Here is a 15031-nt window from a genome sequence, read left to right as displayed (position 1 = left end):
TGTGCAGGCTGGACGGTTGGTCACTTCCAAGGGATTGGGGGTGATACTATTGACAACTTACGAAATAATAAGCTTATTGATTCAACTCTCAGTTGGATGGATAGCATTCGTTTCAGTTTTGTTGTCGGTACTCTTTTTTGTATTAAAAAAGAAATAATCGTCCCCTCCACATAAGGTTTGACGGTTATTTCTGACCTCGGACCAACCGCTTCATCTGCGGTTACTAGTCACTAGACTGAACGTTCGCAGCGTTCAGTCTTTTTATATTATGTTTTACTATCGTAATAATACAATTCTGTAGTATAAATCTCTACAAATGCCATTCTATACTTTATTTCTATAAAGCTGTACATCTACTTCTGTATAAATTCTGTAATCGCCTCAACTAATTCTGTAGATAGCGGAAGTGTTGGATCTGAATAAGTAGCCATATTTCCCTTTATCTCCTCTGGTGCATCTTTTAGAATATGATTCATCTTGTTTACAATTATTAGTTTAGCCTCTTCTTTATTCGCTTTTAATATTTTCGCATCACTTACTGGAACTTGAATATCGTGTGCTCCTTGAATGATTAAGACAGGTGCTGTTACTTTTTGAATGCTCTTAGCTGGATCATACTTTAGCCAAGACATAAGATACGGCTGAACAGATGGTCTAAATAATGATTGTAATGCTGTTGATATGGTTGCTACAGACTTACCTTCTTTTAATGATGCTAGGATTTCAGTAGTTTCTTTTGTAAGATCCGATGTTAATTTGCCTTCTAACTGTTCGAGCAATATATCATCTGCTGGACGTCCTGCACCTGCTAGTGAAGTAAACGAAGCAATGTCGCTATTCTGTGCTGCTAGCATGCCTATTAAAGAACCCTCACTATGACCAATAATATGAATACTTTTAAATTTATTTTCTGATATTGCGTATTTAATAACTTGATTAACGTCTTCTACATATTGTTCTATTGATAAATCCTCTTCTTTTTTTGTTAATGGCGCATTATCGCCAATTCCTCTTTTATCATAACGAATGGATGCAATCCCTTGTTTAGCTAGGTCTTCAGCTAGCATTTTCAAGCTATTATTTTTACCAGCACCTATAGTATTTCCATCTTTGTCAGTCGGACCAGACCCTGCTATTATAATCGCCAGCGGATATGAACCTTCCTTTTCAGGATGTTGCAAAGCTGCCTTTAGATTCCCTCCGTTAACTGAGATATTAATGGATTCGTAACTTGCCTTCTCCTCTTTGTAGGGAGTTAATTCAATAGGTAGTGCATTACCATTTTGCTTAAATGTTCCTGTAATCAAATTATCTTGTAACTTACCTTCTATTTCGATATTCGAACCTTGTAAATCGATTGTAATCGAAACTTTATTGCCGTCATATGAAACTTCTTTAAATGGATAGTTCTTTACCCCTTGTGCAGGAACAGATAAAGTGCCACTTATCTCTTTAAGCGATAAAATAATTTCTAAAGGTGCTTGCGGAAGCTCAATATTTCCTTGCCATTGTCCTAACATATCATCATTCACACCTTTCTTAACCTCTGGACTTTCTCCTTTAGAACAAGCTACTAAAAACATTAGCACGCAGAGCCACATTACATATTTCTTCATTTATAAACTCCTTTTCTGCCTAGTTCAAATAATAAATACATAAGCTATACCTTTGTTCAATCTGTTCTATCTTTAGTATCATAAATTCAATTGGTAATTTCAAGTAATTTATGTAATTATTATGGAATTTATATTTTCAAAAGTTTAATTGGCCATCATTCAGGTACAAAAAAAAAGAAGTCTTCCAATCGGAAGACTTTGAAATAAATTATGAGTTCGGTATAACTAAAAAAATGGATGGTATGAAAGAAATGCCAAAAAATAAAATGTACCATAAAGACATACGTCGTAACGAAAATTGACTTTGTTTCTTCTGTGCATAGAAAATGTCCGTAAAAATAGCAACTATGAGTGGAATACTCATACATGCAATAGCGATTAAAACCACATCTGAAAAGTTCATTGTGAATCCCCCAATTTTCAAACATCTTATTATAATTGTGACGAATATGTGTCTTAATACATTGTACACAATTTCGTCACAAATTGTCAACGAATTTTACCATACTTTTCTAACTTTCTTTATTTGACCCAAAAAAAGAAGGCAGAACCAGATCTATCTCCTAAGGTTCTACCTTCTTCTATTTGGCTAATAGTACTTGCCTTATTAAAATTCTTGTTTTCTTTATAAAACAGAAGCCAGTCTTTTGATACCTTCTTCAATTGTTTCTGGATCAGAATTCGTATAATTAAGGCGCAAAGTTCCTGCTCCTTTAATATTCGTATAGAATGGATCGCCAGGAACGAAAGCCACCTTCTTCTCAGTTGCTCGTTTAAATACTTCTACTGAAGAGACCCCTTCTCCCAAATCTGCCCATAAAAACATACCGCCCTCTGGTTTTGTGAACGTCACATGAGCGGGTAAATATTTTTCCATCGCCGCTATCATAGCATCACACTGTTGTTTATATAGTGCTGTAATTTTGCTAATGTGCGCTTCATAATCATTATTCGTTAAATAATCATATATAGCATATTGCGCAAGTACATTGGTATGTAAATCAGATGATTGTTTCGCTCCGATTAAATGGCCCATTAGCTCTTTATTTTTTGTACATAAATAACCAATACGCATACCTGGTGATAACGTTTTAGAAAAAGAGCCAAATAGTACACTATTTTCCGTTTTACCACCTGCAATGTAAGGTAATGATTCTCCTTCAAAACGAAGTTCACCATACGGATCGTCTTCAATTAAGACTGTATTCGTCTTCTTGATGATTTCAAAAATTGCCTCACGTTTCACTTTTGAGTAAGTTAAACCTGTGGGATTTTGGAAATTAGGGACTGTATACAATAATTTCACATCGTTATTTTGTAAAGTAGCTTCAAGTTCTTCTAAATTTAAGCCGTCATCTTCAAGGCTTATTGGTAAAAACTCAGGTTCAAAAAGTGCAAAGGTTTGAATAGCAGCAAGATAACAAGGGCTTTCTACAGCTACTTTATCCCCCTTATTAACTAAAGCTTTTCCCATTAAATCTAGTCCTTGTTGTGAACCAGTTGTAATTAAAATATCATCTGCTGTAACATCCATGCCAAATCGTTTTTTATAACGGTCTGCAATCCATTGTCGTAATGGTAAATATCCTTGAGTCCCTGAATACTGGAATACCTTGTCGCCAGAATCTTGTAAAACACGATTAATCGATTCTTGGAACTCTTTCATTGGGAATGAAATAGGGTTTGGTAACCCTCCTGCAAATGAAATAATATCTTCTACCTCAGTCAAACTTAAAATATCTTTTATAAAAGAACTATCTGCTTGTAATACTCTATCTGAAAAAATTTGCATCTTCATCAATTCTCCTTCTAAACTACTTCTACTATATTCCGTTTATCTTTTTATATTATCATAGCAAATCACGTAACATTGTGAATTGTCAATATTTTATCGTGAATCAAGGTAAATTTACAGTTTAACTAGATTGGGTTCTTTGTACTTATAGATTAACTGGAGTAGAAAAATTCTATTTTATTATTATAATTGTCTTACTTTTGATTGCTTTTAACTTACTCGCTCTCTTATTTGATCTACTCGTGCATTCTTTTGATCCACTCGAACGCATTTATCCTACTGATGTGCTTTTTTGATTCACTCGAGCTTTCTTTTAACTCACTCAAACAAATTCCCCAAAAAAAAACATCTCACAAGAGATGTTTTTTTATATTGCCTGCAGCTGAAATTCTATAAGCTTAAAATCCTTTGAAGCTAATTGCTCTTACATTCCAAATTTCTGTCTAAAGCCACACTTCCTGCATAATTCTTCAACTGCTTCTCTTCTAGTAAATCCGTCAAAGAGGTTATTGGCTCTCTCGCTTTCTACAATTTCAGAGAATGGTGTGTTATTAATATTACCTAAATTTATGACTCCTTCTCCATCTAGGCAACATGGGACAACGGTACCGTCAACAAGAATCGCTGCTTGACTGCGAAGTGCGTGGCAAAATCCTTTCCCTTCGTCCTCAGGGGCTTGCAAGCTAGGCCATTGAAATTCATGATCTTGATTTAAATAAACACGATTGGTAATTTTAACACCTTTTCCTGGCTGTACTTTTTCTTCAATTTTAAAGTCTAAATTATATTCCTGCTCCAATATATCTAATGTTTCACGGTTTCTTCTTTTCTCTAAATCGGTAACCTGATCTTTTTGTAGATTCCATAATCGGTACGATATGATGATGTTATGTTCCGCCGCATCACGCACAAATTCAAGAATATCTCCTAAGTATTTTTCGCGATTCTCTGACCCCTCATGTCCGTCAAAGCTATGTAATGAGAAGTTGATTTGACGTAGCGCAGGCTTTCCTAATAATTTCTCTCGATTCTTTTTAATCAGTGTTCCATTTGTCGTGATATTCACTTTAAACCCTTTAGCATGTGCTGCATCAAGTAATTGGTCGATTTTATTATGTAAAAGAGGTTCTCCTTTCACATGTAGGTAAATATATTTCGTATGCGGTCTGATCTGATCAAGTATATTATTGAATGCATCTAGCTTAATAATATTCGCCTTACGACTCGTTGGCGGACAGAAGCTACACGCCAGATTACAGACGCTTGTAATTTCTACATAAACTTTTTTAAATGTTTTCAAGACTTGTTCACCATTCCAGTTCTGTATATATTAAGGGACTATAATTATTTTAATCAATATCAATGATAAAGAACAGTTTTTCAACAACGAAGACGGAGAGAATACACACTTTTCTATTCTTTAATGAGTTTTGTTGCAGCAATAACATAAAAAGGTGACTCCTAAAAATCGCTTGGAAACGACTTTAGGAATCACCTCTACTTTCTTACTTTACTTTTAATGACAAAGTATACGGGTCAATTGATGCACGTCCTTGACCATCTCGAACCTTTACATAGTATGTTCCTTTTGTCATTTCCAAGGATAGAATTTCCTTATCTCCTTGCCCATAAAAATCCGATTTGGATACTCTTTTTCCATTATGATAGACTTCAATAACACCATCTAATTCTTGACTAGCATCGAGTGTCAACGTCACTTGTTCTGTTTTAGTTGGTTGATAAATATACCAATCTTCATCACCATTTTCATATCCTGTATTAAAGTACCCTGTCGTTGAATATAATTTGCTACTTTTCTTCTGTAGCTTGATAGGCTTAGAAGGATTGTTATTTTTCACTTTAGATCCGGAATCTTCATCTTTTTTATTCACTGAGTCTACTTTTAGTTGATATGGCCATAAAGAAATTGCTGAACTTGATTCAACTAAACCGTAAACAGTGACAAAATAGGATTGGCCTTTTTTTGCTTCAAAGGAGCCTGTTGTCGTTCCATCTGCAGTATTTTTCAATAGGTACGTTCTGTATTCCATATCTTTATCATCTATTTTATGATTTTTGTTAACGTCCTCTGTAATTTCCATGAGGCCTAAATATGGGCTCAACAACTCTTTTGGATACTTAGCTTTTAGCTTAGAAGTTAGTGGTGTGCGGGAGAATTTCACTCCGTATATTGCTTTTTCTTTTGCAGTGAAATAATAAGTATCAACATCATTCACTGTAGAGAAATTTGCGGTCACACCAGAAGCCGGAAAATCTTTTGCTTGCTCTGGGCGGTCATTTTCTTCATAGCTATCACCGGCGTCTTTAACGACAAGCTTAGAAGTTACTTGATAGCCATCATACGGAATTTGATACGTATTAAAGTTTGGAGTTATGGATAAGTAATACGTTTTATTTGCTTTTAAACTAGCGAAAAACTCCTTTTTGATCCAATCATCATATGAACTCCAATCCTCATTAGATGCGACTAGAGATAAGAATTGATAAGGTTTTCCATTTTCATCTTCGTCTTGTAATACTTCATACAATCCTAGATTTGGAATACTATCTTTTGCCGTTGGTAATTGGAATTGATAAATACCCGCGCTAGTAGAATTCAATTTATACCAGTCTTGGTCCATCGTATTTTGTAAATAGCCTTGAATGGTTCCACCTAATTCGTATGGCAGTGCTACCGATTCTAATAAGTTAATTCGTTCTGAGTCATTTTGTGCTAGTACATTCATCATTGTGGAATCATCCATAGAACTATAGTGATCTTCATCTTCTGGAATAATCTTACTGACTAGGCTCACGCTATATGGGAGTGCAGACCCCGCAGGTTCTTTTTCTTCCAAACCTCCAACCAAACCCGATAGTAACTGTTCTAAAGTAACATAACCAAAAGTTCCTTTATTTGTTACTTTTAAATAATATTCTTTTTCAGGTTCAGTTTGGAATAATAGCGTTTCTCCTTCTCCTATACCGTGCGTATTACTTATATATAAAGCTGGCATTTCTTCTGTAGCTGATTCTTCTGATGTTGCTGAGAATAGCTGCTCTTTTTCATACACAGCAGCACTTATATCTACTCCTGGTATACCTGTAACATCAAATTTCATAAATTGCGCTTCTTTTGATGTAAAGTGGAAGTAATCTGTATCACCATTTTCACCAGCCATATAAAGGTTATCTTGGTTAAATGGCCATTTATCTATTTTAATAGGATTTTCTAATGTAGACTCAGTTTTTGGAATTTGAGTTACCTTATCAACTATTAATGTGAAACTTGATTGATTTTGACCTGAGACATCAAAGTTACCATTCACATCTTTTACACCAATTGCTAATGTTCCACTAAAGGGTGCTTGAATTAGCTTTCCTTCAGTTTTCCCTTCCGTCACATCGTTGACATCCAAGAGTTGCTTTTGATTATCACCATAGAAATGAATACTCATTTTATAATCATATTGCTTTGCACCAATCAATGAAGTTTGAATGTATTCGCCCTTTTCTACAGGAATTTTAACCCACTTTTGTTCTGAAGGCTTTGTAAAAGAATGCTTCACTTTTGCAGGAATTGAAATCTGCTCAGCGTTCTTTATAATTTCTTTTTCACCCCACTTCTCTTTCACTAGAGAGGGAATCTTTTTCACATCAAATTTCATTGCAGCAACTGGGTTGATGAGACCATTTCCATATTTATGATCAAACCCTTTCTCCCCTAAATCTGTCGCTGTTTTTTCTAAAATATATTCTACTTCAGCCGGCTTTAAAGTTGGATATTTGGATAACAGCAATGCTGCTGTTCCAGCAACTACAGGGGAAGCCATAGATGTTCCACTTAACTTCGCAAAAGTTGATCCCTTTTGTGCATCATAAAAAGGTGCATAAATATTTTCACCAGGTGCTACCACATCAGTAGATGCACCGTAAGATGAAAACTCACTTAATTTTTTTTCGCTATTGATAGAACCTACACTAATTACCCCTTCATACTTAGCAGGATAAATTGGCATATCTGAACCTTGATTTCCCGCTGCAGCAATGACAACCACACCACTACTAATTGCCTTTGCCACAGCCTCTTCTAAAACAGTAGATGGCATAGAGCCCTGCAAACTCATGTTAATGACGTCCGCTCCTTGGTCTACAGCTTTTAAAATAGCATTTGCAATAGTATAGTCAAATGTCCACATATCTCCGTCAAAAATATCATAAGAAAGAATCTTCACATTCGGATTTATGCCATAGCCACCGATACCGTTATCTTTTTTAGCTGCAATAATGCCAGCCACGTGAGTTCCATGTATGTCAGTAGTTGTCGGATTCATCGGATTAATAATGTTTGTACTTGAAAGAATAGACCCTTTTAACTCCGGATGATTGCGGTCAATTCCAGTATCAATAACCGCTACCTTTACTTGATTATTTCCCGCCAACTTTTGGGCATCTGCTGTTTTTAGAATGCTATGCATATATTGATCACTTATTTTCGGATCAACTGAGCCCGCATGCTGAAATTTTGGACTAAGACCAACAGAAACTACCTTACTGTTTTTTTGATAGTTTTTAATAGTTTGCTGTAGTTTGTTCTTATTACTAACTTTAACAGCTACATAGTTAAGTCCTTTTATTTGGTTTACAACTGTACCACCAGCCTTGCGATGATCACTAGCGCTTAGCGAACTTGAATATTTAATAATAATTGTGTCTTCACTATAATTCGCAGTCTTTTCAATTTTGGACGTTCTTTCATTTTGGCTAAGCGAGTGCAATTTGGCTGCAATAGATTTAGTTTTCGCATCTACTTTTAAACTACTAACTAGTGAAAATAACAATGCAAAGCTTGCTAAAACTACTACTACTTTTTTTATAATAGATTTCACAATAACCCTCCTTAAATAGCAATCCTTATATTCTATTTAACAAGGTACACCATTTATACCAATTTATATATATTAATTTGAAATTTACATTCTTTTAATAGTAGCTGTTCCTTTTTTAGTTTCCGATGTTTATCTCAATAGATAGGGATTTCAACAAATATTGGATAAAACCCTATCTATTTTAAACACAACGAGAATTACTTGGATGACCGTCTTCAGTTGTACAGAAACACTTGCAAATTATCGTTTTGATCTATTGTTGCTAATAATACATCTTTAACATCTGCGTTAAACATGGATATGACTCTGTCTTTAAGCCAATCCTCATTAATATTTGAGTTCTTCAATTCATAGTAATCAATCTTACCCTCTTTAATAAGTACGGTAGGTAAAGAAAAGGCTTCAGGTGCTAACTTCATATCTGCTCGAGATAATGTTTGATATTGAGGGTATAAAAAGCTTGAAATAGTTCCATCTGGCTCCCATAAAGCTAGAGCAACCTTTTGAATATCTTCTATTTTTTCTTTTCTTAATTCAGATAAAAGTAAATCGATGGAAATCCTAGCCTTTGATAAGTTTTTGGAAACAATTTGTCCATTCTTAATAAGTGGGAATGGTGAGGAATCTATTATATGTCGAAACGGGACCCATTTAAGGCTCAAGTATACGCCAACTGAATATAAAACAACTAAAGTTGACATAGAAATAATGGATCCCTTCATCCCTAATCCTTCATCAGACAAGGGATGGGCAATAATATTCCCTACAGATATTGCCATAGCAAAATCGAGTAATCTCAACTGAGAGATAGAACGTTGCCCCATAACTTTCGCTGTAATGAGTAAAAAAAGAAAAGCGACAATTGCTCGGAGAATCCATTGAATTGCAGAAAGCGTTTCTTGTGCATGAAAAAAGTCCATAGCGATACATCCTCTCAATCCTTTTACCTTCCTTATTATCTCCATTAATTTCCGTATTATAAAAAAAGCTTGCTAAAATAATTCTCCATATAAAAATAAATGGGTCAACCTCCGATTACTTTACGTAATGAAGACCGACCCATTAGATCACTTATTATAATAATTTCTACCTTAACTTAACATCATTGCTACTTTTCATCGCTTAGTGTTAGAAGATAATTTAAATCATTTTTAATAATGCCTCTGATCCAACCATTCCTTTAACAATGCCAAATTGCTCTGCTTCAAGGGTAACTGACTCAAGAGGTGCATTCAACAATTGTTCAATTGTCTTCACACCAACTGCTCGACCGGCAACTATTTTACGATCAGCTAATTTCGTATTCAAAAGACCTACATCTAACGCACCACACATAATATAACCTACATCATTCGAAACCGTTAACAATGTCGTTTTAGGTAAACTTACAGTAACAGCCTTGAAAATAGAACCCTCAATATTAATTGTTTCAGTTGAAACCATCTAATTCGCCCCTTCCTCTATATACATATGAAACTGGGTAAAAAGTTGTTCGCGTTATTCCGCATCTTCTTTAATTTATTCACTATTTACATGCCTATCTTTCTCCATTTAGGTATGCAACAAATAAAGCCCTTAAATATATCAATTCAAGGGCTTAATAGTTTCATATTTAGTTTTATAAAAATCTACGTGAATTTTTTTTACCATCATATGAATAGAGAACTATCTTTTCTTCACTATGGGTTTCTACATGAACAGGGCGCCCCCATAGCTGATAAATATATCGTAAAACATTTTCTAAATAGCGAGTATCGAGTTCCATTCCTTCAAATCCGTGGACTAAATATAATTCACCATTTCGTAAGTAATCTCCATCTTTCACAACAATATATGGAAATCCACCATTCACACGCATTGATACGAGTTGATCACGTACATTTTCATAATCTTTATCTGTAATTTTATATTCATTGCCCTTTTTTTCAAATAAATAAAGATCTTCATGCTTCACTAAGTCTTTGGTTAAATAATTTCGGATAAAGGAAATATCAGATTCAACTTCTCTTACTTCAAACATTTTCTCTCGGCCGGAGTTCTGCTTCACTCCTAATTTGCGCATCTCTTCTGTTGGAGAATCATATCTCTTTTCAATATCTTCAAAAATTTTCAGGCCAAGATAATATGGATTTATAGTTGTCTTAGACGGTTGAACAACTCCTGCGTTTAACTTTGCATATTCAATCGATTCATCCGTTGTTAAATTTAGCTCTCTCATAATACGTTGATGCCAGAAGGAAGCCCAGCCTTCGTTCATAATTTTCGTTTCTAATTGTGGCCAAAAATAGAGCATTTCCTCACGCATCATCGTTAATATATCTCGTTGCCATTCCTCTAATTCACGACTATATTGCTCGATAAATAATAGTAGATCTTTTTCTGGATATGGAGGAAACTGTTTCTTTTTTTGTCGTATTGTCTTCTGTTCTTTTTCTTTTTCTTTTTCATCTATTCTCCAAAGATCATCGTAAGGTGTTTTACGAGCTACATCCTCATCATCATCAATTTCGTTTTCATATGTTAACAGCTTAGGTCGCTGTATAGATGGATCGATATGCTCTTGAATAGCTAAAACAGCATCTAAAAACTCTTCTACTTCGTCTTTTCCGAAGAGCATTTCATAATTGGCTATTCGTTCAGCCGTAGCTGTCATACTCTCGACCATATCTCGTCTTGTGTTAGAGAAGCGAACGTTATTCTTGAAAAAGTCACAGTGCGCTAAAACGTGCGCTATGATCAGTTTATTTTGTGTTAACTTATTTGTATCGAGTAAGAATGCATAACAAGGGTTGGAGTTAATGACAAGCTCATAAATTTGACTTAAACCTAAATCATACTGCAGCTTCATTTTGTGAAATTGTTTACCGAAACTCCAATGGGAAAAACGAGTAGGCATACCGTATGCTCCAAATGTATAAATAATATCTGCAGGGCATATTTCATAACGCATCGGGTAAAAGTCTAGACCAAACCCAGTCGCAATTTCCGTAATTTCATCAATCGCTTGGTGAAGCTCTTTTTCCATTTATCTAAATCCCCCCGTGTCTATTATTAGGAAATGAGTGCTTGGCACCATCCATCTCTCGCTTAAGACTCAACTTTTTGGAAAAAGCTTTTTAACGCTTCATAAACGTCACTTTTATGTCTCAATATATAGTGGCGAAATTTCTGATCTTCAATTTTTTTATAGTTATACATTAATGTAGAAAAACGATTATGTTGATTTACTTCTCCGTACCCGAACATACTGGATACTTTCATTAATTCCTGAACCAATTTCATACACTTTTCATTATCAGTTGACATATTTTCTCCATCTGAAAAATGAACAGGATAAATATTATATCTCGTTGGGTTATATTTCTGTTTAATCAGTTCTAAAGCTTTTATATAGGCGGATGAGCAAAGTGTTCCTCCACTTTCTCCTTTTGAAAAGAAATCTTCCTCTGATACTACTTTTGCTTCTGTATGATGAGCAATAAATTCAATTTCAACTGTTTCGTATTTGGAACGTAAAAACCTTGTCATCCAAAAGAAAAAGCTCCTTGCACAATACTTTTCAAAATTGCCCATCGAGGCACTTGTATCCATCATCGCTAGAACTACTGCCTTTGATTCAGGGTTTGTCACTTCATCCCATGTTTTAAAACGTAAGTCGTCATTATGGATAGGAGCAATATCTGCTTTTCCTTTAATGGCATTACGTTTAATCGCATTTAAGATTGTACGCTTCTTATCGATATTACCCATAAGACCTTTTTTCCGAATATCGTTAAATTCAATTTTTTCTGTTGTGATATCTGCCACTTCTTTTTCTTTCAAATTAGGTAACTCTAACTCTTTAAATAAGGCACTCTCTATTTCTTCAAGACTGACTTCTGCCTCATAATAATCTTCTCCAGGTTTGTCACCTGCTTCTTTACCGTTTCCTGCGCTTTTACCTTTATCCCCTTGACTTGGAGCTCTTGCTACTACATCGCCTACCTGACTATCACCTTGTCCTTGACCAACATGTTTTGACTTATCATAGTTATAACGAATTTTATATTCATCTAGAGATCGTATAGGAATTTTAATAACCTCGCGACCATTTGACATAACAATACTTTCTTCACTTATTAAATCTGGTAAATTATTTTTAATTGCATCTTTTACTTTTTCCATGTGGCGTTGTTGATCTTGGTACCCTTTGCGATGGAGGGACCAATTTTCCTGAGAGATGACAAAGCGCTTATCCTGGTTTTCGCTCATTTTTATCCTCACCCATCTATAAAATCAAATTCGCCTAAGCCTATTAGCAACCGACTTTACACCCTAATCAAAAGACCGTTCTTTCTTGATATTACATTTTTTAGTACGACTCCCTGTATGTTCTACTTCTTAGGTGAGATTTCTTAAAATAGGAAGGCACTTTTCTTATAATATGTTAGTATTTATAATTGTTTGACTTCTTTTTGTAAATAAAAAAGAGTGCCCTAAAATTTATCTGGACACCCCTTATTTAAAAAGAAAATATTATATACGTTTTGTAGTAGCTACCTAGGAGAATTCGCCATCCTTATTCGAAATTGCTACAGGGCGTGGCGCTCTTTTGCGTCCAGCGCTTTTCGGGGTAACTCGACGCTTTTCTTAACTTTAACGATTCAGTAAGCTGCCTACATATTGCAATAATTCATTTGCAGAAGTTGAATTATATCCATGCTCATCTATAAGCCTTGCAACAACTTCGTTAATCTTTTTAAGCTGAGATTCGTCAGGCATTTTTGAGGACGTTGTAATTTTCACAACATCTTTTAAATCAGCAAACAATTTCTTTTGAATTGCTTCACGTAATCTTTCATGAGAATGATATTCGAATCTCTTTCCATTTCTTGCATAGGCCGAAATACGAATTAAAATTTCTTCTCGGAATCCCCTCTTCGCATTTTCAGAAATACCTATTTGTTCTTCTATGGATCGCATTAGTTTTTCATCTGGATTCATTTCTTCTCCAGTAAGGATATCTCGAATTTTATTTTTATTACAGTATGCTTCTACATTATCGAGGTAATTGTTCATTAGCGTTTTTGCAGATTCTTCATACGAATAAACAAATGCTTTTTGAACTTCATTCTTCGCAATGTCATCGTATTCTCTTCTTGCAACTGCAATATAATTGATAAATTTTTCCCTATCTTCTTGGGAAATCGAGGCATGTTGGTCAAGCCCATCTTTAAGTGAACGTAAAACGTCTAATGCATTAATAGATGGTACTTCTTTTCGAATAATGGCAGATGAAATTCGATTTATAATATAACGAGGATCAATACCATTCATACCCTCATTTGGATACTCTTTTTTCAATTCCTCTACATCAACTGAATTATATCCTTCTACACTTTCTCCATCGTACATACGCATCTTTTTCACAAGATCAATACTTTGCTTTTTAGGTGTTTCCAACCTCGTTAAGACAGAAAAGATTGCAGCTACTTTTAATGCATGAGGGGCAATATGAACATGCGCCATATCACTTTCATTAATCATTTTCTCGTAAATTCGTTCTTCCTGACTTACTTTTAAATTATAAGGAATAGGCATCACAATAATTCTTGAGTGAAGTGCCTCGTTCTTTTTATTTGAAATAAAAGATCGGTATTCAGTTTCGTTCGTATGGGCAACAATTAATTCATCTGCACTAATTAATGCAAATCTACCCGCTTTAAAATTGCCTTCTTGTGTTAATGATAATAAGTTCCACAAAAACTTTTCATCTAATTTAAGCATTTCTTGAAATTCCATCATGCCTCGGTTTGCTTTGTTTAGTTCCCCATCAAATCGGTAAGCACGAGGATCTGATTCCGAACCGAATTCGGCAATCGTTGAAAAATCAATACTACCAGTTAAATCGGCAATGTCTTGAGATTTCGGATCAGAAGGTGTAAATGTCCCAATTCCCACACGTTTATCTTCTGAAAAGGTAATCCGTTCAATCATGACATTTTCAATAAGGCCATCATATTCTTTTTCAAGTCTCATCGTGTTTAAAGGAGATAAATTACCCTCTATGCGCAAACCATACTCTTCATAAAAATCTTTACGCAAATGGTGTGGAATAAGGTGGAGTGGGTCTTCATGCATCGGACATCCTTTTATTGCGTATACCGCTCCTTCATCTGTTCGTGAATATTGCTCAAGCCCTCGCTTTAGCAATGTCACAATTGTAGATTTCCCTCCACTCACGGGTCCCATTAATAATAAAATCCGCTTGCGAACATCTAATCTTCTTGCTGCAGGATGAAAGTATTCCTCTACCAATCTTTCAATTGCTGATTCGAGCCCGAAAATTTCTTGTCCAAAAAAGTTAAATAATTTTTGCCCATCTCTTTCTTCTAATCCAGAGCTTTTAATCATATTGTATACACGTGAATGGGCTGTTTGAGCAACTTCCGGCCTTTCCTTTACAATGTTTAAATAATCCGCAAATGAGCCTTCCCATTTCAGTCTGTTTTCTTCTTCACGATAAACTTTAAACTTACTTAAAATGTCTATAGCCTTCCCTCCATTCTTAGCCTGATTTATAACATAGTATGAAATTAGAGAAATAATGATACCCGATAATGAGTCATTGTTGAGGATTCTTCTTTAAGGAAATCTTGAAGTAGCTCATGGAGCATGCATTCAACTGGTTAAAGTGTCATTAATCCTACTAAAGACCAATTTTATAGTTGTCAGCAGTTTTACCTATTCTG

At 34.9% G+C, this 15031-nt stretch carries 10 protein-coding genes; all 10 read right to left on the bottom strand.

Annotated features, from left to right (window positions below):
* Nucleotides 1-353: 353 nt before the first annotated feature.
* Entirely contained in the window at nucleotides 354-1616 is a 1263-nt protein-coding gene (locus tag ACQKM9_RS17740) for an alpha/beta hydrolase (RefSeq protein ID WP_427735707.1), read from the bottom strand.
* Nucleotides 1617-1824: 208 nt separating this feature from the next.
* The gene (locus tag ACQKM9_RS17735; RefSeq protein WP_427735706.1) at nucleotides 1825-2019 is read right to left on the bottom strand and encodes a hypothetical protein; all 195 of its coding nucleotides are present in this window, start codon (nucleotides 2017-2019) and stop codon (nucleotides 1825-1827) included.
* Between the two features lie 222 nt (nucleotides 2020-2241).
* Entirely contained in the window at nucleotides 2242-3414 is a 1173-nt protein-coding gene (locus ACQKM9_RS17730; protein ID WP_427735705.1) for a PLP-dependent aminotransferase family protein, read from the bottom strand.
* A gap of 421 nt (nucleotides 3415-3835) precedes the next feature.
* Nucleotides 3836-4711 carry a radical SAM/SPASM domain-containing protein gene (locus ACQKM9_RS17725; protein ID WP_427735704.1) on the bottom strand — a complete coding sequence of 292 codons (876 nt, stop codon included), beginning with the start codon at nucleotides 4709-4711 and terminating at the stop codon, nucleotides 3836-3838.
* A 205-nt stretch (nucleotides 4712-4916) separates the two neighbouring features.
* Nucleotides 4917-8300 (bottom strand): S8 family peptidase, encoded by a 3384-nt coding sequence (locus ACQKM9_RS17720; RefSeq protein WP_427735703.1) that lies wholly within the window; start codon nucleotides 8298-8300, stop codon nucleotides 4917-4919.
* A 215-nt stretch (nucleotides 8301-8515) separates the two neighbouring features.
* Nucleotides 8516-9220, bottom strand: coding sequence for a DUF421 domain-containing protein (locus tag ACQKM9_RS17715; protein WP_427735702.1), 705 nt, complete (start codon nucleotides 9218-9220; stop codon nucleotides 8516-8518).
* 220 nt (nucleotides 9221-9440) lie between these two features.
* Nucleotides 9441-9743 (bottom strand): YunC family protein, encoded by a 303-nt coding sequence (locus ACQKM9_RS17710; RefSeq protein ID WP_427735701.1) that lies wholly within the window; start codon nucleotides 9741-9743, stop codon nucleotides 9441-9443.
* A 175-nt stretch (nucleotides 9744-9918) separates the two neighbouring features.
* Nucleotides 9919-11325, bottom strand: a complete 1407-nt coding sequence (locus ACQKM9_RS17705) for a SpoVR family protein (RefSeq protein WP_427735700.1) — start codon at nucleotides 11323-11325, stop codon at nucleotides 9919-9921.
* A gap of 62 nt (nucleotides 11326-11387) precedes the next feature.
* On the bottom strand, nucleotides 11388-12551 hold the full coding sequence (yhbH, locus tag ACQKM9_RS17700) for a sporulation protein YhbH (protein WP_427735699.1): 1164 nt from the start codon (nucleotides 12549-12551) through the stop codon (nucleotides 11388-11390).
* A gap of 384 nt (nucleotides 12552-12935) precedes the next feature.
* The gene (locus ACQKM9_RS17695; protein ID WP_427735720.1) at nucleotides 12936-14831 is read right to left on the bottom strand and encodes a PrkA family serine protein kinase; all 1896 of its coding nucleotides are present in this window, start codon (nucleotides 14829-14831) and stop codon (nucleotides 12936-12938) included.
* Between the last annotated feature and the right edge of the window lie 200 nt (nucleotides 14832-15031).

Origin of the sequence: Viridibacillus sp. NPDC093762, from assembly GCF_050279675.1 — a bacterium.
Classification (GTDB): domain Bacteria; phylum Bacillota; class Bacilli; order Bacillales_A; family Planococcaceae; genus Viridibacillus.
Note: the sequence above shows the minus strand (reverse complement) of the source record. Positions and strands in the feature narration are given on the sequence as shown.